We start from the raw sequence: 23,590 nt of genomic DNA on the forward strand, positions 1-23,590 counted from the left end.
GCGGGCTCAGCGGCCGGCCACGCCCATCCGCGCGACGGCGGGGTCGGCCGACGAGGGCGACTCCGCGGGCGGCGGGGTGGCGCCCGGCATCGAGCTCACGCCGCCCACCCCGGGGAGCACGGCACGGCACGACTGCAGGGAGGAGGTGACGATGCCGGTGCAGCCGAGGTCGGCGAGCTCGTCCATCACGTCGTTCACGCGGCTGCGGCGCACCATCGACCGGACGGCGACCCAGCCGTCGAGGGAGAGCGGCGCGACCGTCGGCGACTGCACGCCCGGGGTGACCTGGACGGCCTCGTCCTGGACCTCCTGCGGGCAGTCGTAGTCGAGCATCACGTACTGCCGGGCGAACACGACGCCGCGCAGCCGCTCGATGAACCGGTACTTGGCCTTGGTGATCTCCGGCGAGTCCGGCTGCTGGTCGAACTTGGCGTTGCGGTCGACGATCACGGCCTCGGACTCGAGGATCGGGTCGCCGATGGGCTCGAGGCCGTGCTGGGCGAGGGTGCGGCCGGTCGAGACGACGTCGGCGATCGCGTCGGCCACCTCGAGCTCGATCGAGACCTCGACGGCCCCGTCCAGCCGGATGACGTCCTTGGCGGAGATGCGCTGCTGGGCGAGGTTGGCGCGGACCAGGCGCGGGAAGGAGGTCGCGATCCGCTTGCCGGCGAGGTCCTGCACCGTCCAGCCCTTGGCGATCGGGGCGGCGTAGCGGAACGCGGAGTTGCCGAACCCGAGCTTGAGGACCTCGTTGACGGAGGCCGACGACTCCTCGGTCAGGTCGTGCCCGGTGATGCCCAGGTGGAGCTGGCCCTCGGAGACGTAGGTCGCGATGTCCTTGGGACGCAGGTAGAAGAACTGCACCCCGTTGTTGTGGTCGTGCAGCGACAGGTCGCGGCTGTCCGACCGCTGCCGGTACCCGGCATCGCGCAGCATGCGCGACGCCTCCTCGGCGAGGGACCCCTTGTTCGGGACGGCGACGCGGAGCATGGCTCTCTCCTGGCGGCACCCCGGCGGGGCGCCCGACTCGATGGTTCTAGAGGTACTTGTACACGTCGTCGAGCGTCAGCCCACGACCGAGCATGATCACCTGGGTGCGGTAGAGCAGTTGGGAGATCTCCTCGGCGAGCTTGTCGTCGGTCTCGTGCTCGGCGGCGAGCCACACCTCGCCGGCCTCCTCCAGGACCTTCTTGCCCTGGGCGTGCACCCCGGCGTCGAGGGCGGCGACGGTGCCCGAACCCTCGGGACGGTCGCGCGCCTTGGTGCTGAGCTCCTCGAAGAGCCCGTCGAACGTCTTCACGTTCACCGATGCTTGCATCCTTCGGGTCGGCCGTGTGCATGGACGGGTGGTACTGCTCCGAACGGCCGAATCCGATCGGCGGACGTGCAGCGCGCCGACACGCCGCCGTCAGCCCGGACCGGCTACCCGACGTTCGCCGAACGGAGCAGCCGCAGGTCGCTGAGCGTGAGCCCCTCCAGCGAGTCCCGGAACGTCCGCCGCTCCCCCGCCGGCACCGGCGGACCGGACGGGACGACGAGCACGGAGACGCCGGCCGCCGCCGCCGACGCGGTCCCCGCCGCGGAGTCCTCGACGGCGACGCACACCGCGGGATCGAGGCCGAGCAGCTCGCACGCCCGGCGGTAGGGCGCGGGGTCGGGCTTGGTGGCCGACACCTCGTCCCCGCACACCGTGACGTCGAACCACCCGCGGCCGATCTGGTCCAGCGCGACCTCGGTGAGCTCGCGATAGGTGCTGGTCACGAGCGCCGTGGCGAGCCCGGCGGAGCGCACCGTCGCCAGGGCCGCCTGCGCCCCGGGCCGCCACGGCAGACCCTGCGCGAAGACCTCGTGCGTGCGGTCGAGCAGCCAGCGACCGGCCTTCTCGACCGAGGCGTCGTCGTCGGGAAGACCGACCTCGCGCAGCACCGTCGCCGAGGTGCGGCGCAGGCTCGAACCGGTCAGCTCCTCGCGGGTCTCGACGGACAGCTCGCCGCCCAGGTGGGCGGCGAGCTCCGTCATCGTGATCGACCAGAGTCCCTCGGAGTCGACCAGCGTGCCGTCCATGTCCCAGAGGACGGCAGCCAGATCAGGCATTGAAGTACTTGGCCTCCGGGTGGTGGACCACCAGCGCGTCGGTGGACTGCTCCGGATGCAGCTGGTCCTCCTCGGAGAGCTCGACGCCGATGCGGCTCGGGTCGAGCAGCTCGACGATCTTCGCCCGGTCCTCGACGTTCGGGCAGGCGCCGTAGCCGAGCGAGTACCGGGCTCCGCGGTAGCCGAGCTTGAAGAACTCGTTGACGTCCGCCGGGTCCTGGTCGGCCATCGTCGAGCCGTCGGCGAAGGTCAGCTCCTCGCGGACGCGGCGGTGCCAGAACTCCGCCATCGCCTCGGTGAGCTGCACGCCCAGGCCGTGGACCTCGAGGTAGTCGCGGTAGGAGTTCGCCGCGAACAGCTCGTTGGCGAAGTCCGCGATCGGCTGCCCCATCGTCACGAGGTTCATCGGCATGACGTCGACGCTGCCGAGCTCGGTCGCCTCCTCCCGCGTGCGGAAGAAGTCGGCGAGGCAGAGGCGGCGGTCGCGCTTCTGCCGCGGGAACGAGAAGCGGTGCAGCTCGTTCGCCTCCGGCTTGGCCTCGTCGAGCACGACGACGTCCTGGCCCTCGGAGATCACCGGGAAGTAGCCGGCGACCACCGCGGCGTGGGCGAGGATGCCCTCGGACTGCAGGCGGTCGAGCCAGTAGCGCATGCGCGGCCGGCCCTCGGTCTCGACGAGCTCCTCGTAGGAGGGGCCGTCGCCGCCCTTCGATCCACGCAGGCCCCACTGTCCGAAGAACGTCGCGCGCTCGTCGAGCAGGGCGGAGTAGTCGGCGAGCCGGATGCCGCGGACGACGCGCGTGCCCCAGAACGGCGGCTGCGGGACCTCGATGCGGCGGGCGACGTCGGAGATCGCGTTCGGGTCGACGTCCTCCGACTCCCCCTTCTCCGCCTCGCGCTTGGCCTTGATCCGCTCGGAGCGCTCGCGGCGCTCCTTGCGCTCGGCGGCCTTGGCCTTCTCGTCCTCCGAGGGGCCCTCGCCGGTCATGACGGAGTCCATGAGCCGCAGGCCCTCAAAGGCGTCCTTGGCGTAGCGGACGTCGCCCTCGTAGAGCTCGCCGAGGTCGTTCTCGACGTAGGAGCGGGTCAGCGCGGCGCCGCCGAGCAGCACCGGGTACTTCTGCGCGACCCCGCGGTCGTTCATCTCCTTGAGGTTGTCCTTCATGACCACGGTCGACTTGACCAGCAGCCCGGACATCCCGATCGCGTCGACCTTGTTCTCATCGGCGGCCTCGAGGATGGCGTTGATCGGCTGCTTGATGCCGATGTTGACCACGTCGTAGCCGTTGTTCGACAGGATGATGTCGACGAGGTTCTTGCCGATGTCGTGGACGTCGCCCTTGACCGTCGCCAGCAGGATCTTGCCCTTGCCGGAGTTCTCGGTCGCCTCCATGTGCGGCTCGAGGTGCGCGACGGCCGCCTTCATCACCTCGGCCGAGGCGAGCACGAACGGCAGCTGCATCTTGCCCGCGCCGAACAGCTCACCGACGACCTTCATGCCGCCGAGCAGGTCGGTGTTGATGATCTCGAGCGGGTCCTTCTCCTCCATGCCCGCGTTCAGGTCCTCCTCGAGGCCGTTGCGGTTGCCGTCGACGATGCGCTGCGCGAGGCGCTCGAACAGCGGCATGGCGGCGAGCTCCTCGGCGCGCTGGTCCTTCGCCGACTGCGCCGACACGCCCTCGAAGAGGTTCATGAAGTGCTGCAGCGGGTCGTGGTCCTCGCTGCGCCGGTCGTAGACCAGGTCCAGGGCGGCCTCGCGCTGGTCGTCCTGGATCTGCGACATCGGCAGGATCTTCGCCGAGTTCACGATGGCCGTGTCGAGGCCCGCGTCCACGCACTCGGAGAGGAACACCGAGTTCAGCACCTGGCGCGCCGCCGGGTTGAGGCCGAACGAGATGTTCGACAGACCGAGCGTGGTCTGGACCTCGGGGTAGCGCTCCTTGAGCTGCTTGATCGCGTTGATCGTCTCGATGCCGTCCTTGCGGACCTCCTCCTGACCGGTGGAGATCGGGAAGGTGAGGCAGTCGATGATGATGTCCTCGGTGCGGATGCCCCAGTTGGTGTTGAGGTCCTCGATGAGGCGGAAGGCGATCCGGGTCTTCCACTCCGCGGTGCGGGCCTGGCCCTCCTCGTCGATGCAGAGACCGACGATCGCGGCACCGTGCTCCTTCGCGATCCGCATGATCTTCTGGAACCGCGAGTCCGGGCCGTCGCCGTCCTCGTAGTTCACCGAGTTGATCGCGGAGCGGCCGCCGAGCTGCTCGAGGCCGGCCTGGAGGACCTCGGGCTCGGTGGAGTCGAGCACCACCGGGAGCGTCGAGGCGGTCGACACGTCGTGGGCCAGGCGGTCCATGTCCGCGGTGCCGTCGCGCCCGACGTAGTCGATGCAGAGGTCCATCCAGTGCGCGCCCTCACGGGTCTGCGCCTTCGCGATGTCGACGCACTTCTCGTAGTCCTCGGCGACCATGGCCTCGCGGAAGGCCTTGGAGCCGTTGGCGTTCGAGCGCTCGCCGATCATCAGCAGGCCGGTGTCCTGGCGGAACGGCACCGAGTGGTACATCGACGAGATGCCCGGCTCGGGCTTCGGGTCGCGGGCGCCCGGCGTGAGGTCGCGGCAGGTCTCGGCGAGGGCGCGCACGTGCTCGTTCGTGGTGCCGCAGCAGCCGCCGACGAGCTGCAGGCCGTAGTCGGTGATGAACGAGGCGCAGTAGTCCGCGAGCTCCTGGGGCTGCAGCGGGTACTCCGGGCCGTTCGGGCCGAGCTCGGGCAGGCCGGCGTTCGGCATGACCGTCACCGGGATGCGCGACTGCCGGGACAGCGCCCGCAGGTGCTCGCTCATCTCGGCCGGGCCGGTGGCGCAGTTGAGGCCGATGCCGTCGATGCCGAGCGGCTCGAGCGCCGTCAGCGCCGCCGTGATCTCGGAGCCGACCAGCATGGTGCCGGTGAGCTCGACGGTGACGTGGCAGATGACGGGGATGCGCCGGCCGAACTGCTCCATCGCGCGGTAGGCGCCGAGGATCGCGGCCTTGGACTGGAGGAGGTCCTGGCAGGTCTCGACGAGGATCGCGTCGGCGCCGCCCTCGAGCTGGCCGAGCACGGACTCGATGTAGGCGTCCCGCAGCTTCGCGTACGGAGCGTGACCGAGGGTCGGGAGCTTGGTGCCCGGGCCGTTGGAGCCGAAGACGAAGCGCGGCCGGTCGGCGGTGGCGTACTCGTCGGCCGCCTCGCGGGCGATCCTCGTCCCGGCCAGCGAGAGCTCGTAGATGCGCTCCGGGATGTCGTACTCGTTCAGGTTCGGCCAGTTGGTGCCGAAGGTGTTGCTCTCGATGACGTCCGCGCCGGCGTCGAGGTGGCCGAGGTGGACCTGCTTGACGGCGTCCGGGCGGGACACGTTCAGAATCTCGTTGCAACCCTCGAGATCCTGGAAGTCCTCGAGGGTCAGATCCTGGTCCTGCAGGGCCGTCCCCATCGCGCCGTCACCGATGAGTACGCGGGAGTGCAGGGCGGACAGGAAGGGTGACTCACTCGGGGTAGTCATCAAACGATCGTAACGTGACGAGCGGGTCAACCGTCTGCCCTGCGAGCCTCGTCACGACCCGTAAGCTGGGCCGGTGTCCGCCTCCGACGCGCCCGATTTCCCTGCTCCAGAGCTGAACGACCCGGTCATGCTGTGTGCGTTCGAGGGCTGGAACGACGCGGGGGACGCCGCCAGCACGGCCGTGGAGCACCTCGCGCTCAACTGGGACGCCACCGAGCTCGGTGCGATCGACCCCGAGGACTACTACGATTTCCAGGTCTCGCGCCCGACCGTGCGGCTGGTCGACGGGATCAGCCGGGCGATCGACTGGCCCACCACCCGCTTCACGCTCTGCCGCCCCCCGGGTTCCGACCGGGACCTCGTGCTCGTGCGCGGCATCGAGCCGAACATGCGGTGGCGCTCCTTCGTCGGGGAGATCGTCGCCAAGGCCGAGGAGCTCGGCGTCACCACGGTGATCACGCTCGGTGCGCTCCTGGCCGACACGCCCCACACCCGTCCGGTGCCGGTGACCGGCTCGTCGTTCGACAAGGAGTCGGCCGCGCGGTACGGGCTGTCGAGCTCGCGCTACCAGGGCCCGACCGGCGTCACCGGCGTGCTCAACGACGCCTGCGTCCAGGCCGGCATCCCCGCCATCTCGTTTTGGGCCGCCGTGCCGCACTACGTGTCGCAGCCGCCCGCGCCCAAGGCCACGATCGCGCTGCTGCAGCGCGTCGAGGAGGTCCTCGACGTCGAGGTCCCGCTCGGCGCCCTGCCCGAGCAGGCCGAGAAGTGGGAGCGCACGGTCTCCGAGATGGCCGACGAGGACGACGAGGTCCGCGAGTACGTCAAGGCCCTCGAGGAGGCCGGCGACGCCGAGTCCGACCTCCAGGAGGCCTCGGGCGACGAGATCGCCGCCGACTTCGAGCGCTACCTGCGCCGCCGCGACCCGGGCGGCCCGGGCGACGTGGCCGGCGGCTCGAACTTCGGCGGTCCCTGGGAGCGGTAGGGCCGTCCCCCACCTCAGATGGCAGCGAAGCGTCGTTGCTGTCACCGGACGCCAGTAACGACGCTTTGCTGCCACGAGGGGTTGGGGTCCGCTCAGCGGAACGTGCGCGCCGCCTCGAGCGAGAGCACCGGCCCGCGTGGGAGCAGGCCGACCACGCTGCGCGGGGCGGGTCGGGGGTCGCCCAGTCCGAGCGCGGCCGCCGCGCCGCGGCCGGCCACCGGGAAGACACGGCCGACCTGGTCGACGATCACCCCGCGCTCCGGGTCGGCCGGCTCCCCCGGCGCCACCGGGACCACGTACGCGCCGGCGCCGGCCACCCGCACGGCGCCGGCCGACCCGGGTGCCGCAGGGTCGCCGAGCGGGGTCGGCGGGACCGGTGAGGGCAACGTGCCGGCGACGGAGACCGTCGTCGCGCCGCCCACGGACGGTGCCGCGCAGACGACCGGCGCGTCCTCGACCGCCTGCACACCGGGGAAGGCGCGCGGGTAGGCGGTGAGATCGACCCCGACCGCGCGGGGCAGGCCGTCCACCACGGCCGCGGGGACCTCGGCCACCCGCGGGTCGGCGCCCCGGGAGGCGAACCGCACGAGCTCGGCCACGACGTCGGGCACCTCCTGCACGCCCCGGTCGAGGACCACGACGAACCGGGTCGGCACGCCCGCCACCCGGGCGACGGCGCCGACCGGGAGGCCCAGCGTCCGCGTCGGGACGTCCGTGGGCGCCGCCCCCGCGCCCGGGATGCGCGGCGGGACCAGCGGCGCCGCCTCGGGGAGGGCACCGAGCAGGGCGCTGCCTGCCGGACGGGCGGCGACCCCGGCGACGTCGAGGGCGCGGACCACGGCCCCCTCGGCCGGGTCGATCGCCGCCCGGCGCCCGTCGGTCACCAGCCAGGTGCGGCCGTCGTCCCCGCGCAGGAGCAGGGCCTCCCCCGTCGTCAGCGGCCGGCCGAGGGCGGGCTGGCCGACCAGGACGACCGCGCGGACGCCCGGTCCGGCGGGCACGTCGCAGACCGCCCAGACGTCCGGCGTCGGGGCGCTCGCGGTGTCGGGCAGGACGGACGGCGCGCCCGCGAGTCCCACGGGCACCGTGCGCTCGACCCCGACGAGGGCGTCGTCGCGAACGGGCGTCGGGTCGGCGGGCGCGAGCCCGGCCGTCGGGTCGGCGCGGCGGGGGTCGACCCCGGCGGCCAGCAGCCGCGCGGAGGTGAGGTCGGTGGTGGGGACGAGCCGCGGCGTCGGCACGCGGGCCACGACGTAGAGCGCCCCGCTGGGCACGCCCCGCACGATCGTCGCCGCCCGCCAGTCGGTGTCGCCCCGGACGAGACCGACCACGGCGGCCGCGGCCAGCCCCAGGACCGCGAGCACGGCCCCGGCCACCACCGCCCGACGACGGCTCTGCTCGGGATCGCGGTCGGCGTGCGGGTCGCGCTCGACGAGGGCCTGGTCCAGCCGTCGCACCGCGCCCCGCCGGGCCCGGGCCTGGGCACCGGTCGCCGGCGGAGCGGGGCGGGACATCGGCCGGGCGGGCTACTCGGCGACCGCGTGCGCGCGCAGGTCGTCGAGGTCGATCCACTCCAGGGTGCGGGCGTGCGTCGCCTCGAGGACCACCGGCGGGGCGACCCCGCCGTCGAGGGCCTCCTTCCACCGGCTCGCGCACAGGCACCAGCGGTCGCCCGGGCTCAGCCCGGGGAACCCGGCGTCGGGGCGCGTCAGGTCGTTGCCGCGCGCCGCCGAGAACTCCAGGAACTCCGCCGTCACCCGCGCGCACACGGTGTGCACGCCGGCGTCGTCGGGACCGGTCTCGCAGCAGCCGTCCCGGTAGAAGCCGGTGACGGGGTCGTGGCTGCAGTCGGCGAGCTCGCCGCCGAGCACGTTGCGGGCCATGGGGTCCTCCTCGCGGTGGTGCCGACCGGACGTCAGCGCAGGGTGATGCCCAGCAGCGCGTCGATCGCACCCGCCGCGCGCGTTCCCCCGTCGGGCACGGACCCGGAGCGGCGGAGGGCGTCGTCGACCCAGGCGTCGACGGCGGCGAGGGCTCCCGGGCTGTCGAGGTCGTCGGCGAGATGGCCGCGGACCCGCTCGATCACGTCGGTCGGGTCGGGCGCCGCGTCCAGCGACACGGCCTCGCGCCAGCGGTGCAGCCGGGCCTGGCCCGCCGTCAGGAGCTCCGCGGTCCACGACCGGTCGGTGCGCCAGTGGCCGGAGAGCAGCGCGAGGCGGACGGCCATCGGGTCGACGCGGTCGGCGCGCAGGCGGGAGACGAAGACGAGGTTGCCCTTGGACTTCGACATCTTCTCGCCGTCGAGCCCGATCATCCCGGCGTGGCAGTAGTGCCGGGCCATCGGGTGGATGCCGGTGAGGGCCTCGCCGTGCGCGGAGCCGAACTCGTGGTGCGGGAACGCGAGGTCGGAGCCGCCGCCCTGGACGTCGAAGGCCTCGCCGAGCCGGTTCATGGCGATGGCGGTGCACTCGACGTGCCAGCCGGGGCGGCCGTCGCCGAGGTCGGAGGACCAGGACGGCTCGCCCTCGCGGGCGGTGCGCCAGAGCAGGGCGTCGAGCGGGTGGCGCTTGCCGCGCCGGTCGGGGTCGCCGCCGCGCTCCGGGAAGATGCGCTCCATCTCCGCGGTCGAGTACCGCGAGACGTAGCCGAAGTCGGCCGTCGCGGTGTGGTCGAAGTAGACGTCGGGGTGCTCCGGGTCGTCCGCGCGGTACGCGGCGCCCGCCGCGAGCAGCTTCCCGACGAGCTCGGTGATCTCGTCCATGGCCTCGACCGCGCCGATGTAGTCGCGCGGCGGCAGCACGCGCAGCGACTCCATGTCCTCGCGGAAGAGCGCGGTCTCGCGCATGCCGAGCACGACCCAGTCGTCGGAGTCCCGCTCCGCCCGCTCGAGCAGCGGGTCGTCGATGTCGGTGACGTTCTGGACGTAGTGCACGTCGTGCCCCGCGTCGCGCCAGCAGCGGTTGACCAGGTCGAAGGCCAGGTAGGTGGCGGCGTGCCCGAGGTGGGTCGCGTCGTAGGGGGTGATGCCGCAGACGTACATCCGGGCGCCGGACGCGCCGGGGGCGGTCGGGCGGATCTCGCCGGTCGAGGTGTCGAACAGCCGCAGCGGGGGCGGGGTGCCGGGCACCTGGGGGACGTCGACTCCAGACCACGATTGCATGGCGCCGACCTTATGCCCACCCGCCTGCCGACCGGTGGCGAACATGACCACTCGGAGGTCCCGGCCGGGTCCCGTGCGGGTCCGTCGCGGGCGAGCACGACGGGCCCCTCCTGACGGAACCGGGACCCGGCCGGGGATGGCGGGAGTCGCGGGGGGGTTCGACTCCTGCCATCTCCCAGAGTAACCGACTGGCTAGACCCGTTCGGGTAGAAGGATCACGTGAACCGGTTACCTCGGGCACATCCGTGACGTTGAGCCACTGGATGATCGTTTGTCTCTCCTCGTCAGCGTCGGCGACTGTGCAGGTAGTCACTGACGACCGCGGCCCCGAGCCCGTCCAGGTCGGGGGCCACGACCCGGCCGCCGCTGCGGCGGGCGACGAGGTCGACGAACGCCTCCAGGCGCGGGTCCTCCCCGAGCATGAAGACCGTGAGCGCCGCCTTGAGCCGGGCGATCGCGTCCACCTCGTTCAGCGTCGCCCGCAACGTCTCCGGGGTCGGCGGGTAGTCGAAGACGGCGTGCCCGTCCGGCTCCAGGTGCGCGGTCGGCTCGCCGTCGGTGACGACCAGCACCACGGGGGCGGCGTCGGAGTGCCGCCGCAGGTGCCGGCCCGCGAGCAGCAGCGCGTGGTGCAGGTTCGTGCCCTGCTCCCACACCCCCTCCAGCCCCGTCAGCTGGGCGAGGTCGACGGCCTGGGCGTGCCGCCCGAAGGTGATGATCTGGAGCGCGTCGCCGCGGAACCGCGTCGAGACCAGGTGGTGCAGCGCGAGGGCGGTGCGCTTCATCGGCACCCACCGCCCGTCGGCCACCATCGACCACGAGGTGTCCACGCACAGTGCGACCGCCGCCCGGGTGCGCTGCTCGGTCTCGACGATCTCCACGTCGGTCACGTCCAGCGCCCGGTCGTCCCCGCCGGCCTTGCGCAGCTCGGCGTTGAGCAGCGTGCGCGAGGTGTCCCAGCGCTCGGTGTCGCCGAAGGCCCACGGGCGGGTCGCCCCGCTCGCCTCCCCCGCCGCCCCCGAGCGCTGCGTCTCCCGCTCCCCGCGCCGGGTCGAGAGCGACCCGACGACGTCGCGCAGCGCCGACTGCCCGAGCTGGCGCAGCGCCTTCGGCGAGAGCGTCAGTGACCCGTCCGGGCCCCGCTCGAACACACCCTGGTTCTCCAGTTCGCGCTCGAGCTCGGCGAGCCGCTGCGCGTCGACCCGCGCCTGCCGGCCGAGTGAGGCCTCCAGGGCCTCCAGGTCGATGTCCTCCATGCGCGCGCCCGGGTAGCTCTGGGAGAGCTGCTCGGACAGCGAGTCGAGCTGCGCGAGCTGCTCCATCGCCCGCGTCGCCTCGCCCATCCCCATCGGGTTGTCGCCGCGGAACCGGCCCTGGCCGTCCCAGTCCTCCCCGGGCCGCATCGCCTGGAGCTGCGAGTCCAGCCGGGAGAGCTGCTCGGCCAGCCGCGGGTCGCCGAAGGCGGACTGCATGAGCCCCTCGAGCTCGGCCCGCTGCTCGGCCGAGAGGGAGTTCATCATCCGCTGGGCGGCCGCCGACCGCTGCGCCAGGATGTCGATCAGTTCCTCGACGTTGCCCGGGTTCTCCGGGAAGTACTGCCCGTGCTTGCCCATGAACTCGGAGAACTGCTCGGCCGTGTCCTCGCCCCGACCGTGCGCCTCGAGCAGGTCGTTGAGGTCGGAGAGCATCTCGCGCACCCCCTCGACGTCCTCGGGGGTCGCGTTCTGCATCGCCTCCTTCATGCCCTGGAAGCGCTGGTCGAGGGCCTCCCGGCCCATGAGGTCCTGGATCTGCTGGTAGGCCTGGCGCGCCTCGGCGTTGCGCCAGTCGTAGTTCTGCAGCTCGTTGACCGCGCCCGCCGTCGAGTCGGGCAGGGCGTCCAGCGACATCTCCCGGAACCGGGCGTCGTCGGAATCCTCGGCCTGCAGCGAGTTCCGCTCGGCCTCGAGCGCCTGGTCGAGCAGCTCCCGGATCTCTTGCAGCGTGCCGTCGATGCGGTTCTCCCGCTGCAGCCGGCGCCGCTGCTCGTGCAGCCGGCGCTGCAGGTCGTCGAGACCCTGCTGGTCGCGCAGGCCGCGCCGCATCAGCTCGCGCATCGCCTGCCGCGGGCTCGTGCCCTCCATGACGTCGCGGCCGAGCTGGTCCATCGCCTCGCGGATGTCGAACGGCGGGGCGAGCGGGTCCGGTCCGTCGTAGAACCGGCCGTAGGAGTAGCGACCGGGCGGGGGCCGCCGCGCCCCGGCCCCGTCGTCGGGAATGCCCTCAGCCGCCATAGGTGACCGTGTCCTCGTCGGTGTCGCTGTCCTTCGCGAGCTTGCGGGTGAGGTACAGGTGCTCGAGGGCCAGCTCGACCGCGGACGCGAGCGGCCCGGGCGCCTCGGTGTCGCCCGCGCCGAGCCGGTCGGCCACGGTGCGGACCACGGGGATCGAGGGCAGGGCGGCGACGACCTCGCGGGCCGGCACCCGCTCCCCCGTCACGACGCGGCGGCCCTCGGCCACGGCGTCGGCGAGCGGGCCGAGGTCGACCCCGGCGAGCCGCTTGCGGGCGGTCTCGGCGATCGCGCGGCGCAGCAGGTGGGTCAGCAGTTCCTCCTCGCGCCCCTCCTCGCCGGACTCGAACTCGAGCTTGCCGCGCAGCACCGGCGGCACGGCCTCGAGGTCGACCGGGCGGGCGACCGGCGCGTCCTCCCCCGTCACCGCGGCCCGGCGCAGCGCCGCGGCGGCGACCGTCTCGGCGGCGGCCACGGAGAACCGGGCGGAGACGCCGGAGCGCTGGTCGATCGCGCTGGCCCCGCGCAGGTTGCGGGTGAAGCGGGCGATGACCTCGAGCAGGTGGTCGGGCACCTCGGCGACGACCTCGGCCTCCTGCTGGATGAGCGCCACCTCGCCGGCGACCTCCAGCGGGTAGTGCGTGCGCACCTCGGCGCCGAAGCGGTCCTTGAGCGGGGTGATGATCCGGCCGCGGTTGGTGTAGTCCTCCGGGTTCGCGCTGGCGACCAGGAGGATGTCGAGCGGCAGGCGCAGCGTGTAGCCGCGGACCTGGATGTCGCGCTCCTCCATGACGTTGAGCAGCGCGACCTGGATGCGCTCGGCGAGGTCGGGCAGCTCGTTGACCGTGACGATGCCGCGGTGCGCCCTCGGCACGAGGCCGTAGTGGATCGTCTCCGGGTCGCCGAGGCTGCGACCCTCGGCGACCTTGACCGGGTCGACGTCGCCGATGAGGTCGGCCACCGAGGTGTCCGGGGTGGCGAGCTTCTCGGCGTAGCGCTCCGAGCGGTGGCGCCAGCCGATCTCCAGCGCGTCGCCCTCGAGCGTCGCGCGCCGGATGCTCGCCGGGATGATCGGCTGCTCCGGGTGCTCGCCGATCTCCGAGCCGGCGATCACGGGGGTCCACTCGTCGAGGAGCGCGACGAGGCTGCGCAGCAGGCGGGTCTTGCCCTGGCCGCGCTCGCCGAGCAGCACGACGTCGTGCCCGGCGAGGATCGCGCGCTCGAACTGCGGCAGCACGGTGCGCTCGAAGCCGACGATGCCGGGCCAGGGGTTCTCGCCGGCCCGCAGGGCGGTCAGCAGGTTGTCGCGCAGCTCGTCGCGGACGCTGCGCGGGGTCTTCGCGGGGTGGTCGCTCGCGCGGAGCTCACCCAGGGTCGTGGGGAGGCCCTCGGGGGCCGTCGGGGTGGTACCGGGAGCGGTGGCCTGGTTCGGGCGCGGGGTGCTCACCTCCGCCACGCTACGACGGCATCCGCGCGTCTGCCTGGCTCAGCGGGTCCCACCCTCAGCCTGCTTTCCCGACGACGCGCCGGTGCGCGTCGGTTCCTGCGCTCCGACGCGGGGTTGGGCCGGCTCCCGGGCTCCCCGGCCGTCGTCGGACCATGATCACGTCGAGGGGACGGTGGTGGCGGATCCGGAGATCGACATCAGCCACCGCGGTCCCGCCGACGTGGTCGTGCGGTGTGGGCGGCCCGTCCCCGTCGCCCCCGGTGTCCGCTTCGCCCGAACGGGTGCGGCGCGCCGAGGGCGGATCTCCAGGACTCTCGACACCCACACGAGTTGACTCCCGCACCTCCGGCGAGCTGGCCAGTTCGTCGGGTTTCGACCGAGTCGGGGGGCTCGAATGAAGAAGACATTGATGGCTGGTGGAGCGGTGATCGCTCTGGTGCTGATGCCGGGAGTGAGTTCGGCGGCCACGTTCGCCGGAGCACCGTTGGCGACGACGTCGGTCGCAGGAGGTGTCTTCATCCAGCAGCCGACCGACGACCTGGACGCGGACGAGGAGACAACTCCGTCCACGACCCCGTCCACGACGCCGTCCACGAATCCTGACGACTCTGCTGCTCAGGACGAGGACGACGCCGCTGACGAGAACGGGACCTCCGACGACGATGAGGGGGGCGATACCGATGTCGACGTGGTCGACGACGGCCCCGCGACCGGTTCCGGAGCCGTCACGCCCGGCTCGGGCTACTCCGACGAGGACGGGGACGCCGAGCCCGAGAAGGTCGACGGGGTCGACGACGACAAGGACGGCAAGGTCGACGAGATCGACAAGAAGAGCCAGGTCAGCACCGTCCCCGAGGGCGGGGCGGAGACCGGTGACGGCAGCACCGGTGGCGCCCTCGGCATGACGCTCGGTGGCGGCGCCGTCCTGACGCTGCTGGGGGGACTCGCGGTCTGGGTCCGTCGGGCCATGTCCCGTCACTGACGCCGTGGGGACGTCGCGCCGCGATCCGGTGCGACGTCCCCGCTCTGCCCCGGGAGACCTCATGACCCTCGTCAGCGCGCGCCTGGTCGACGACCTCGCGCGCACCCCGCCGCCCCGGATGACGATCGCGCTCGCCGCGCTGGCGGCACTCCTGCTCGCGCTCGCCGCCGTCGTCTCCGTCCCACCGGACGCACCGCGGTGCGCGTCGGTCGGAGCCCCGACCCACCTCGACCGCACTCCCCTGCCGTCGTCCGACCCGGTCTCGATCACGGTCGGGTCGATCGACGCGTGCTCGACGCTCCAGCCCGTGGGCGTCGACGCGCAGAAGCGCATCGAGGTGCCGTCGGTCCACACCCCGGAGCAGGCCGGGTGGTACCGGCTCGGCCCGACGCCGGGTGAACTCGGCCCGGCCGTCGTCGTCGGGCACGTCAACGGCGACGGCCGCGACGGCGTGTTCGCCGACCTCGACGACGTCGAGCAGGGCGACCGCATCGCCGTGGCCCGCCGCGACGGTCGGACGGCGTTCTTCACCGTCACGACCGCCGTGCAGGCCGACAAGGACGAGTTCCCGACGACGGCCGTCTACGGCGACACCCGGGACGCCCAGCTCCGGCTCATCACGTGCGGCGGCGCTCTCGACCGCAGCGCCCGTCGATACGACGACAACGTCATCGTCTTCGCCGCCTACGACGGCTGGTCGATCACCCCGTGAAGGAGACACCCATGAAGCGCGTCGCATCCGCCGTCGCCGTGGCGACGTTCCTCGTGCTGGCCCCGGTCGGGCTCGCCGGGACCGCCTCGGCCCAGACGTTCTCGAACTGCCGGGAGGCCGCCGCGATCGGGGTCTTCAACATCCCCGCCGGCACACCCGGGTACCGGTTGCCGCTCGACCGGGACAAGGACGGCATCGCCTGTGAGCGCGACGGCTCCGACGGCGCGGTCGGCGCCGGTCAGGACGAGTCCGTGTCCGACGACTCCGGGTCGAGCCGGCCGGACCAGGTCACGGTCGTCCCCGAGGGCGGCGCTGAGACCGGGACGGCAGCACCGACACCTCGTCCGCGGCCTGGTGGGTCGGCGGTGTCCTCGCCGCCGCGGCCGGACTGCTGGGCACCCGTCGGGTCCGCGCCCGCGCCTGACGGACCGGGCGAGACGTCACCCATCGGGCCCCCGGGGGTAGCCGGAGCCCGACACGTGACGTCTCGTCGGACCATGATCACGTCGGCGGGACGCCGGTGGCCGATCCGGAGATCGACATCACCCACCACGGTCCCGCCGACGTGATCATGCGCCGTGCGCCCCCACCGGCACCCGTGAGGAGTCGTCACGTTGGGTCCGGCGCAGCGAGAGCACCATCGCCACCAGGCCGAGCAGCAGCACCGGTACGTGCACGGCCATGGCGACCCGGAAGACGTCGGGATTCCACGCCGCGGGCGACCCTGCGCCTTGGGCGTCCAGCAGCACCCCCACCAGCGCGACGACGAGCAGCGACGACACGAAGCCGCCCACGTTCGTCATCCCCGAGGCCCGGCCGATCGAGCCCGGCGGCACCGCGGAGCGCGCGACGTCGAACGCCACGAGCGAGGCGGACCCACCGCTGGCCACGACCACCACGAGGACGACCAGCAGCGCCACCGGCGCCGGTCCCGGCCACGCGAGGACCACCGACCACGCGACGGCCTGGGCCAGCACCGACCCGGCGATCAGTGCCACCCGCCGGTGCGGGAACCGGCCGGAGAGCAGCCCGAACAGCGGCCCGAACAGGATGGTCACGAGGACGACGCCGCTGGTCATCACCCGCGCCGGACCGACCGGGACGCCCTCACCCGCCGTCAGGAACGGGAAGCCCCAGAGCAGGCCGAAGACGTTCGCGGAGAACGGCGAGGCGAAGTGGCACCAGAAGCCGAGCCGGGCGCCGGGGGTGGCGACCACCTCCCGCATCCGGCCCTCGTCGGCCGCGCCCGCGACGCCGAGCGGGCCGGGCCGGACGATCAGCGCGGCCGCCACGGCGACGAGGCCGGTCGCGCCGCCGGCGACCAGGTAGGCCGCCGTCCAGCCGGAGCTGACGACGAGTCCCGCGAGCGGGATCGCCGACACCGCCTGCCCGAACTGGCCGAGGATGCCGGAGAGCTGGTTGACGACCGGGACCCGGCGCGGGGCGAACCAGGTCGGGACGAGCCGCAGCACGCTGACGAACATGACGGCGTCGCCGGCGCCCGCGAGCACCCGCCCGACCACGGCGACCGGGAAGGACGGCGCCACCGCGAGCAGCACCTGGCCCACCGCGACGAGCACCGCGCCACCGGCGATGAGCCGACGTGGCCCGAAGCGGTCGACGAGCATCCCGGCGGGGATCTGCAGGACGGCGTACACCGCGAGCGAGAGCACGGCGAGCAGCGAGAGCACCCCGGCCGAGACGCCGAAGCGCTCGGCCGCGATCGGCCCGGTCGCGGCCAGCGCGGAGCGGCCGGTGACCGAGCAGACGTACGCGACGACGGCCGTGCCCCAGACGAGCGCCCTCACAGCGTGCGGGACCCGCCGATCGGGAGGTCCCAGAGGTCGTCGCGGGGGCGGCCGGCGCGGGCCCACGCGCTGCGGGTCGCCTCGATCGGCTCGAGGACGGGTTCGCCGGAGAGCACGAACGTGCCCCAGTGGATCGGGACGACGCGGCGGACACCGAGGGTCTCCGCGGCGCGCACCGCCTCGGCCGGGTCCATGTGCACGGTGCGCAGCAGCTCGCGCGGGGCGTAGGCGCCGACCGGCAGGGCGGCGATCTCGAGGCGGCGGTGCCGGGCGGCGATCCGGGCGAGGTGCGGGCCGGACGCGGTGTCGCCGGCGTGCAGGACCGCGCGGCCGTCGGGGGCGGTGACCACCCAGCCGCCCCAGAGCCGGTGGCAGTAGTCGGTGGCCGTCCGTCGCGACCAGTGCCGGGCCGGCACGAACTCGACCCGCACCTCCCCCGACCGCCCCTCGAACCCGACCGAGGACCACCAGTCCAGCTCGGTGACGTCGGTGAACCCGCGGGCGCGGAAGAAGGCCGCCGTGTTGAGGCCCGCGAGGATGCGCGTCGACCGCGGGAGCGCGCCGAGGGTGCGGACGTCGAGGTGGTCGTAGTGGTCGTGGCTGATCAGCACGGCGTCGATGCGGGGGAGCGTCTCGACGGTCCGCCCGGGCGGGGTCAGCCGCTTCGCCGCGCCGGGGATGCCCGGCGAGAGCACCGGGTCGACCAGCACCGTCACCCCGTCCACCCACAGCAGCGCCGAGGCGTGCCCCAGCCAGGTCACCCCGAGCGTTCCCGACGACGCCTCGGGCAGGGCTGCCTCGGGCGTCACCGGGATGCGGGCGGCGTCACGGCGGGCGTCGGCGTCGTCGGGATAGGACCACCACAGCCGCAGGGCGCCCAGGGGTCCGAGCGGTTCCGAGGTCAGGCGGTGGCGGAAGTCCGGCGGGACCACGTCAGAACGCCGGCCACGGGATCGGCGGCCACCCGCCCGAGGGCGAGGGCAACTCGTCGTCGTGCAGGAGGCGGTCGGTGCGGGAGCGCAGCGCCTTCACCTCGCGCAGCGTGATGTGGTCGTTCAGCTCCTCGCCGAGGTCCGCGGCGTTGCCGGGCGAGAGCGCCGCGCGCAGCCGCTTCAACCCGTCCTTGACCTCGTCGTCGAGCGGCTCGCCGACCCAGCCCCACAGCACGGTGCGCAGCTTGGTCTCCTGGTGCAGGCAGATGCCGTGGTCGACGCCGTAGGTGCGGCCGTCGCTGCCGGCGAGCACGTGCCCGCCCTTGCGGTCGGCGTTGTTCACGACGACGTCGAGCGCGGCCATCCGGCGCAGCCCCGGGTCGTCGGCGTGCACGAGCAGGGCGGGTTCGCCGTCGGCGCCGCGGGCGCGCAGCACGGTGCGCCAACCCGGCTGCACCTCCTTGGGCTCGACGACGTCGACCAGCTCGCGCTCGTCGTCGGTCTCGATCCACCGCTGGACCATGCCCGGGCCGAAGGGGCCGTCGCGCAGCACCGTCGGCGGCACCACGTGGAAGCCGGCGGCCTTGCTGACGAGATAGGTCGCGACCTCGCGCCCGGCGAGCGTGCCGTCGGGGAAGTCCCACAGCGGACGCTCGCCGCGCACCGGCTTGTAGACGCAGTGCTCCTCGACGCCGTCGAGGGTGACCGCGCAGAACAGCGTGGTGTTCGACGCGTCGGTGAGGCGCCCCTCGACGTCGAGGGTCCCCCGCCGCAGCAGGTCCTCCATGCGGTCGACGTCGACCGGGTCCGGCGTGCTCTGGGTCCCGGTCAAGCTCAGGACTCGGCCGCGACGCGTCGGAAGCCGTTCTGGCGCGGGCACACGTGCCCGGCGGCGTCGAGCGGCTGGGTGCACAGCGGGCAGAGCCGGCGCCCGGCGGAGACGACGCGCTCGGCGCGCGTGGCGAAGGCGCGGGCGCGCTCCGGGCTGAGGAAGACGCGCAGGGCGTCGGGGCCCTCGTCGGTGTCGTCCAGCACCACCGACTCGTCGACCTCCTCCTCGGTGACCGCGAGCAGTTCGACGACGACGCTGCGGGACTCGGCGTCCCAGCCCAGACCCATCGTGCCGACGCGGAACTCCTCCTCGACCGGGACGTCGAGCGGGGAGGTGTCGACCTCGTTCTCGGGCGTGGTCGGCGGGACCTCGGCGCCGAAGCGGCGCGAGACCTCCTCGAGCAGGGTGCCGATCCGCTCCGAGAGCACCGACACCTGCTGCTTCTCCAGCAGCACCGAGACACGGCGGGCCGACTCGGTGGCCTGCAGGTAGAACGAGCGGTCGCCCGGCTCGCCGACCGTGCCGGCGACGAACCGGTCGGGCTGGCGGAAGACGTGGATCACCCTGGGCATGGCCCCTCGATTGGTCGTGCTGATCGGGCCGGGAGTGGATTCCCGGCGGACGTGCTCGGCATGCGCCGGGTCAGTTTACGCCGGTCGAGCCGCCGACCACCGCGTCGGCGGAGCCCTCGGAGGCGGCCTCGCCACCCTCGGCGTCGGGCTCCGGATCCGGCTTGGGCACCAGGGAGGCGAGGTCGCCGCCGGTGTCGTTGACCCGGACCACGAACGGCCGGGTCGGTGTGTAGCTGATCACACTGATCGAGCTCGGGTCGACCGAGATGCGCTGGAACGAGTCGAGGTGCAGCCCGAGCGCGTCGGCCACCACGGACTTGATCACGTCGCCGTGGCTGCAGGCGACCCAGATCGCCTTCGGCCCGTGCTCCTCGCCGATCCGCGCCGCGTGCCGCCGGATCGCGGCGACCGACCGGTGCTGTACCGCCGCGAGCCCCTCCCCGCCCGGGAAGACCGCCGCCGACGGATGCGCCTGGACGACCTTCCACAGGTCCTCCTTGCCCAGCTCGCCGAGCGTCTTGCCGGTCCAGTCGCCGTAGTCGACCTCGGCGAGGTCGTCCTCGACGACCGCCGAGAGCTCCCGCGCGGCGAGCAGCGGCGCCAGCGTCTCCTCGCAGCGCTGCAGCGGCGAGCGGACGGCGGCGGCGATCGGGAGCTGCGCGAGGCGGTCGACGAGCTTCTCGGCCTGGGCGCGGCCCGTGTCGTCGAGCCCGACGCCGGGCGAACGCCCGGCCAGGACCCCCGAGACGTTCGCCGTCGAGCGTCCGTGTCGCAGGAGGATCACCGTGGTCACGTTCGCCCACCCTATCCCTGCCCTCGCGGCACCCGGTTCCCGGTCAGGTCGCGGGCACGATCCCGCCGAGCACCGCCAGCAGCACGACGAGGCCGAGCAGCACGCGGTACCAGACGAAGACGTAGATCGTGTGGTTCTCGACGTAGCGCAGCAGCCAGGCGATCGAGGCGTAGCCCACGCCGAAGGCGATGAGGGTGGCGAGCGCGATCTGGCCCCAGCTCGAGGTCACCTGGCCCGGCAGGGCGGGCTCGCCGATGTCCTTGAGCTTGTAGATGCCCGAGGCGAACACGGCGGGGAGCGCGAGCAGGAAGGAGAAGCGCACGGCGACGGCGCGCTCCAGCCCGAGGAACAGGCCCGCGCTCGTCGTCGCGCCCGAGCGGGAGACCCCGGGGATGAGCGCGAGCATCTGCCCGAGGCCCATGAGGACGCCGTCGCGCAGGGTCAGCTGCTCGGCGTTGCGGCGCTGCCGGCCGTACTTCTCGGCCGCCGCGAGGACGAGACCGAACAGGATGAGCACCGAGGCGTTGAGCGCCAGGTTGCGGGCCGGGCCGTCGATGAGGTCCTGGAAGAGCAGGCCCGCGATGCCGATCGGGAGCGACCCGAGGCCGACGTACCAGGCGAGCTTGTAGTCGTAGCCGCGCTCGCGCTCGTTCCGCAGCCCGCGCAGCCACGCCAGGACGAGGCGCTTGATGTCCGGCCAGAAGTAGATGAGGACCGCGAGCTCGGTGCCGAGCTGGGAGACCGCGGTGAACGCGGCGCCGGCGTCGTGGCCGAAGAAGAAGGCCGAGGTGAACCGCAGGTGCGCCGAGGACGAGACGGGCAGGAACTCGGTCAGTCCCTGGACGAGTCCGAGGACGACGGATTCCAGCCAGCTCATCTGCACAGGTCCGGGACGCTATCGGACGGGGTCTCCCGTGTGTCCCCGGTGGGGGTTCCCGCGGCGCCCCCTATCCTGCGCACCCGTGGAACAGCGACGACTCGGCGGCAGCGGGCTGCGGGTCTCGCGCCTCGCCCTCGGCACGATGACCTGGGGCCGGGACACCGACGCCGACGAGGCCGGGGCCGCGCTCCTGGCGTTCCTCGACGCGGGCGGCACGCTCGTCGACACCGCCGACGTCTACGCCGACGGCGAGGCGGAGGCGATCCTGGGCGGGCTGTTCGCCGACGTGATCCCGCGCACCGAGGTGGTGGTCGCCACCAAGGCCGGCGCCCGCCGCGAGGACGGTCCGTTCGGTGGTGGGGCCTCCCGCTCGTCGCTGCTGGCCTCCCTCGACGCCTCGCTCGCCCGGATGGGGACCGACTACGTCGACCTCTGGCAGCTGCACGCCTGGGACCCCGAGGTGCCGCTCGACGAGACGCTCTCGGCGGTCGACCTCGCGGTGTCCTCGGGGCGCGTGCGCTACGCCGGGGTCGCCAACTACGCGGGCTGGCAGGTGGCGGCCGCGGCGCGGTCGGCGGGGCTGCCGCTGGTGAGCGTGCAGTCGGAGTACTCGCTGCTGGACCGCTCGGTGGAGTCCGAGGTGCTTCCGGCGGCCGACTACCACGGGTTGGGTCTGCTCCCCTGGGGGCCGCTCGGGCGCGGCGTGCTCACCGGCAAGTACCGCGACGGCACGCCGGCCGACTCCCGCGGCGCGTCCGCGCACCTCGGGCCCTACGTGGAGCAGCGCCGGACCGACCGGGCCGCGCGGATCGTGCAGGCGGTGGTGACCGCGGCGCACGGGCTGGGGTGCTCGCCGCTGGCGGTGGCGCTGGCCTGGGTGCGGGACCGGCCCGGTGTCGTCGCCCCCGTCGTCGGCGCCCGCGACGGCGCGCAGCTGCTCGGGTCGCTCGCGGCGGAGGACCTGACGCTCCCGCCCGCGATCCGCGGCGCGCTCGACGACGTCTCCTCCTCGCCGCTCGTGCCGGTCGGCGGCGGCGAGTCGATCGAGGACGCCCCCGCGCCCTGGACCTGACGTACGGTGGTCGGCGGTCGACCAGGAGGTTGCACGTGAGTGACCCGCAGCGGTCCGTCCCCGCCGGCATGACCCTCGAGGCCGGGATCGTCGACGGCGACTGGGAGTACCGGCCGATCCGCCTGCCGCGTGACGTGTCGCGGCTGAACGCCACCGCCGAGCTCGGCCTGCGGGCGCAGTTCGGCGGGTGGGAACTGGCGCGCACGCTGCTCTACGCCGACGGCACGCGGAAGGTGTGGTTGCGGCGCAAGCTCTCGCGGATGCGCGAGGCCGTGACGGTCTGAGCCCCTCCCCGGGTGACAGCAAAGCGTCGTTGCCGGCATCCAGTGGCAGGGAATCCACTTTCCCGACGACGGGCGTGATCGGCTCGCGGAGCCTTCGCGAGAGTCACGCGAGGCATCCCGTGCGGCCCGCGGACCAGCATGGTGTGAACCTCGCGAAGGGCGCAGCAGACTGCGCGTTCGCGAGGTTCACCTGAGGCAGGGTCTGAGCCCGCGGGACCTGTCTGGTGTGCACCTCGGCGCGGGCGCCGTCTGCCGCGGTGCGCGCCCAGTGGGTCAGCCGGGGAGCACCACGACCCGCCCCGTCGTCGTCCGCGCGGCGATCGCGTCCAGCGCGTCCGGCAGCTGCTCCAGCGAATACTCCGCGCCCACGAGCGGGTCGATCGCCCGCCGGGACCACAGCGCCTCGAGCTCGCGTTGCCACGCGTCGATCAGCTCGGGCGAGCGCTTCTGGTAGGCGGCCCAGTGCACGCCCACCACGTCGTAGTTCTTGACGAGCGCGTGGTTGGTCGGGGCGTCGGCGATCCGTCCACCCGCGAACCCGATGACGAGGATCCGGCCCTCCCACGCGACGACGCGGCGGGAGGCGTCGAAGGTGTCGCCGCCGACCGGGTCGTACACGACGTCGACCCCGCGCCCGTCGGTCAGCTCCTTCACCGCCGGGATCAGCGCGGCCGCGTCGGCGTCCAGCACCAGCACCTCGTCGGCACCGCAGCGGCGGGCCACGGCCTCCTTGTCGGCCGATCCGACCGTCGCGATCACCCGGGCGCCCGCGGCCTTCCCGAGCTGCACCGCGGCTGCGCCCACACCACCGGCCGCGGCGTGCACCAGCAACGTCTCGCCCGCCGAGAGGGTCGTCCGGTGGTGCAGCGCGCACCATCCCGTCTGGTAGGCCACCCAGAACCCGGACGCCTGGGCCGCCGACATGCCCTCGGGCCACGGGTAGGCCCACGACAGCGCGGCGTACTCCGCGTACCCGCCGTGCGGCATCGCGGCCGGGCCGAAGACCCGCTCGCCGGTCTCGACGTCGGTCCCCGCGACCTCGAGGCCCGGCGTGAACGGCAGCGGTGGCTTCTCCTGGTACGTGCCGCGGCAGTACAGGATGTCCGCGAAGTTGACCGAGGACGCCTCGACCCGCACCACCCGTCGTCCGGAAGGCATGGGCAGTTCCGGGGACAGGGTGAGCACGTCCCGCGGCTCCCCGAACGCCTCGACGGTCCAGCCGCGCACCC

At 73.4% G+C, this 23,590-nt stretch carries 22 protein-coding genes; 6 read left to right on the forward strand and 16 right to left on the reverse strand.

Annotated features, from left to right (window positions below):
- Positions 1-6: 6 nt before the first annotated feature.
- From hisG to metH, 4 genes are all read right to left on the reverse strand, one after another.
- The gene (hisG, locus tag ACQPYX_RS17550; RefSeq protein ID WP_433798597.1) at positions 7-990 is read right to left on the reverse strand and encodes an ATP phosphoribosyltransferase; all 984 of its coding nucleotides are present in this window, start codon (positions 988-990) and stop codon (positions 7-9) included.
- A 46-nt stretch (positions 991-1,036) separates the two neighbouring features.
- On the reverse strand, positions 1,037-1,318 hold the full coding sequence (locus ACQPYX_RS17555) for a phosphoribosyl-ATP diphosphatase (protein ID WP_255693747.1): 282 nt from the start codon (positions 1,316-1,318) through the stop codon (positions 1,037-1,039).
- 104 nt (positions 1,319-1,422) lie between these two features.
- Positions 1,423-2,094 (reverse strand): HAD family hydrolase, encoded by a 672-nt coding sequence (locus ACQPYX_RS17560; protein WP_433798598.1) that lies wholly within the window; start codon positions 2,092-2,094, stop codon positions 1,423-1,425.
- Entirely contained in the window at positions 2,087-5,632 is a 3,546-nt protein-coding gene (metH, locus tag ACQPYX_RS17565; RefSeq protein WP_433798599.1) for a methionine synthase, read from the reverse strand. Before metH ends, ACQPYX_RS17560 begins: the two co-directional genes overlap by 8 nt.
- Positions 5,633-5,759: 127 nt before the next feature.
- On the opposite strand from metH, the gene ACQPYX_RS17570 reads away from it, so the two are divergent.
- The gene (locus tag ACQPYX_RS17570; RefSeq protein WP_433803747.1) at positions 5,760-6,617 is read left to right on the forward strand and encodes a PAC2 family protein; all 858 of its coding nucleotides are present in this window, start codon (positions 5,760-5,762) and stop codon (positions 6,615-6,617) included.
- Positions 6,618-6,709: 92 nt separating this feature from the next.
- On the opposite strand, the gene eccB is transcribed toward ACQPYX_RS17570, so the two are convergent.
- From eccB to ACQPYX_RS17595, 5 genes are all read right to left on the reverse strand, one after another.
- On the reverse strand, positions 6,710-8,131 hold the full coding sequence (gene eccB / locus ACQPYX_RS17575; protein WP_433798600.1) for a type VII secretion protein EccB: 1,422 nt from the start codon (positions 8,129-8,131) through the stop codon (positions 6,710-6,712).
- A 12-nt stretch (positions 8,132-8,143) separates the two neighbouring features.
- A complete protein-coding gene (locus ACQPYX_RS17580; protein ID WP_433798601.1) occupies positions 8,144-8,500 on the reverse strand; it encodes a DUF2237 family protein in 357 nt (118 codons plus the stop codon).
- A 32-nt stretch (positions 8,501-8,532) separates the two neighbouring features.
- A complete protein-coding gene (gene mshC, locus ACQPYX_RS17585) occupies positions 8,533-9,777 on the reverse strand; it encodes a cysteine--1-D-myo-inosityl 2-amino-2-deoxy-alpha-D-glucopyranoside ligase (RefSeq protein ID WP_433798602.1) in 1,245 nt (414 codons plus the stop codon).
- Between the two features lie 284 nt (positions 9,778-10,061).
- Positions 10,062-12,050, reverse strand: coding sequence for a hypothetical protein (locus tag ACQPYX_RS17590; RefSeq protein ID WP_433798603.1), 1,989 nt, complete (start codon positions 12,048-12,050; stop codon positions 10,062-10,064).
- Positions 12,040-13,494 (reverse strand): ATP-binding protein, encoded by a 1,455-nt coding sequence (locus ACQPYX_RS17595; protein ID WP_433798604.1) that lies wholly within the window; start codon positions 13,492-13,494, stop codon positions 12,040-12,042. Before ACQPYX_RS17595 ends, ACQPYX_RS17590 begins: the two co-directional genes overlap by 11 nt.
- A 409-nt stretch (positions 13,495-13,903) precedes the next feature.
- Between ACQPYX_RS17595 and ACQPYX_RS17600 the strand changes: the two genes are divergently transcribed.
- The 3 genes from ACQPYX_RS17600 to ACQPYX_RS17610 all read left to right on the forward strand — a co-directional run bounded on the left by ACQPYX_RS17600 (position 13,904) and on the right by ACQPYX_RS17610 (position 15,757).
- Positions 13,904-14,476: a hypothetical protein gene (locus ACQPYX_RS17600; protein ID WP_433798605.1), complete on the forward strand. Its 573-nt coding sequence runs from the start codon at positions 13,904-13,906 to the stop codon at positions 14,474-14,476.
- Between the two features lie 61 nt (positions 14,477-14,537).
- Entirely contained in the window at positions 14,538-15,188 is a 651-nt protein-coding gene (locus ACQPYX_RS17605) for a class F sortase (RefSeq protein ID WP_433798606.1), read from the forward strand.
- Positions 15,189-15,199: 11 nt separating this feature from the next.
- Entirely contained in the window at positions 15,200-15,757 is a 558-nt protein-coding gene (locus ACQPYX_RS17610) for an excalibur calcium-binding domain-containing protein (RefSeq protein ID WP_433798607.1), read from the forward strand.
- On the opposite strand, the gene ACQPYX_RS17615 is transcribed toward ACQPYX_RS17610, so the two are convergent.
- The 6 genes from ACQPYX_RS17615 to ACQPYX_RS17640 all read right to left on the reverse strand — a co-directional run bounded on the left by ACQPYX_RS17615 (position 15,758) and on the right by ACQPYX_RS17640 (position 21,002).
- Positions 15,758-16,996, reverse strand: a complete 1,239-nt coding sequence (locus ACQPYX_RS17615; protein ID WP_433798608.1) for an MFS transporter — start codon at positions 16,994-16,996, stop codon at positions 15,758-15,760.
- Positions 16,993-17,928 (reverse strand): MBL fold metallo-hydrolase, encoded by a 936-nt coding sequence (locus ACQPYX_RS17620; protein WP_433798609.1) that lies wholly within the window; start codon positions 17,926-17,928, stop codon positions 16,993-16,995. The genes ACQPYX_RS17615 and ACQPYX_RS17620 overlap by 4 nt, the downstream gene beginning before the upstream one ends.
- Before the next feature lies 1 nt (position 17,929).
- On the reverse strand, positions 17,930-18,760 hold the full coding sequence (locus ACQPYX_RS17625; RefSeq protein WP_433798610.1) for an SCO1664 family protein: 831 nt from the start codon (positions 18,758-18,760) through the stop codon (positions 17,930-17,932).
- Between the two features lie 2 nt (positions 18,761-18,762).
- Positions 18,763-19,332 (reverse strand): DUF3090 domain-containing protein, encoded by a 570-nt coding sequence (locus ACQPYX_RS17630; RefSeq protein ID WP_230751821.1) that lies wholly within the window; start codon positions 19,330-19,332, stop codon positions 18,763-18,765.
- 70 nt (positions 19,333-19,402) lie between these two features.
- Entirely contained in the window at positions 19,403-20,125 is a 723-nt protein-coding gene (locus tag ACQPYX_RS17635; protein ID WP_433798611.1) for a histidine phosphatase family protein, read from the reverse strand.
- Positions 20,126-20,168: 43 nt separating this feature from the next.
- Positions 20,169-21,002 (reverse strand): undecaprenyl-diphosphate phosphatase, encoded by an 834-nt coding sequence (locus ACQPYX_RS17640; protein ID WP_433798612.1) that lies wholly within the window; start codon positions 21,000-21,002, stop codon positions 20,169-20,171.
- A gap of 85 nt (positions 21,003-21,087) precedes the next feature.
- Between ACQPYX_RS17640 and ACQPYX_RS17645 the strand changes: the two genes are divergently transcribed.
- Both ACQPYX_RS17645 and ACQPYX_RS17650 read left to right on the forward strand, forming a co-directional pair.
- Positions 21,088-22,077 carry an aldo/keto reductase gene (locus tag ACQPYX_RS17645; RefSeq protein WP_433798613.1) on the forward strand — a complete coding sequence of 330 codons (990 nt, stop codon included), beginning with the start codon at positions 21,088-21,090 and terminating at the stop codon, positions 22,075-22,077.
- Positions 22,078-22,145: 68 nt separating this feature from the next.
- On the forward strand, positions 22,146-22,361 hold the full coding sequence (locus tag ACQPYX_RS17650; RefSeq protein ID WP_433803748.1) for a DUF5703 family protein: 216 nt from the start codon (positions 22,146-22,148) through the stop codon (positions 22,359-22,361).
- Positions 22,362-22,634: 273 nt separating this feature from the next.
- On the opposite strand, the gene ACQPYX_RS17655 is transcribed toward ACQPYX_RS17650, so the two are convergent.
- Positions 22,635-23,588, reverse strand: coding sequence for an NADPH:quinone oxidoreductase family protein (locus ACQPYX_RS17655; protein ID WP_433798614.1), 954 nt, complete (start codon positions 23,586-23,588; stop codon positions 22,635-22,637).
- Between the last annotated feature and the right edge of the window lie 2 nt (positions 23,589-23,590).

Origin of the sequence: Actinomycetospora sp. CA-084318 (genome assembly GCF_050955885.1) — a bacterium.
Lineage (GTDB): Bacteria > Actinomycetota > Actinomycetes > Mycobacteriales > Pseudonocardiaceae > Actinomycetospora.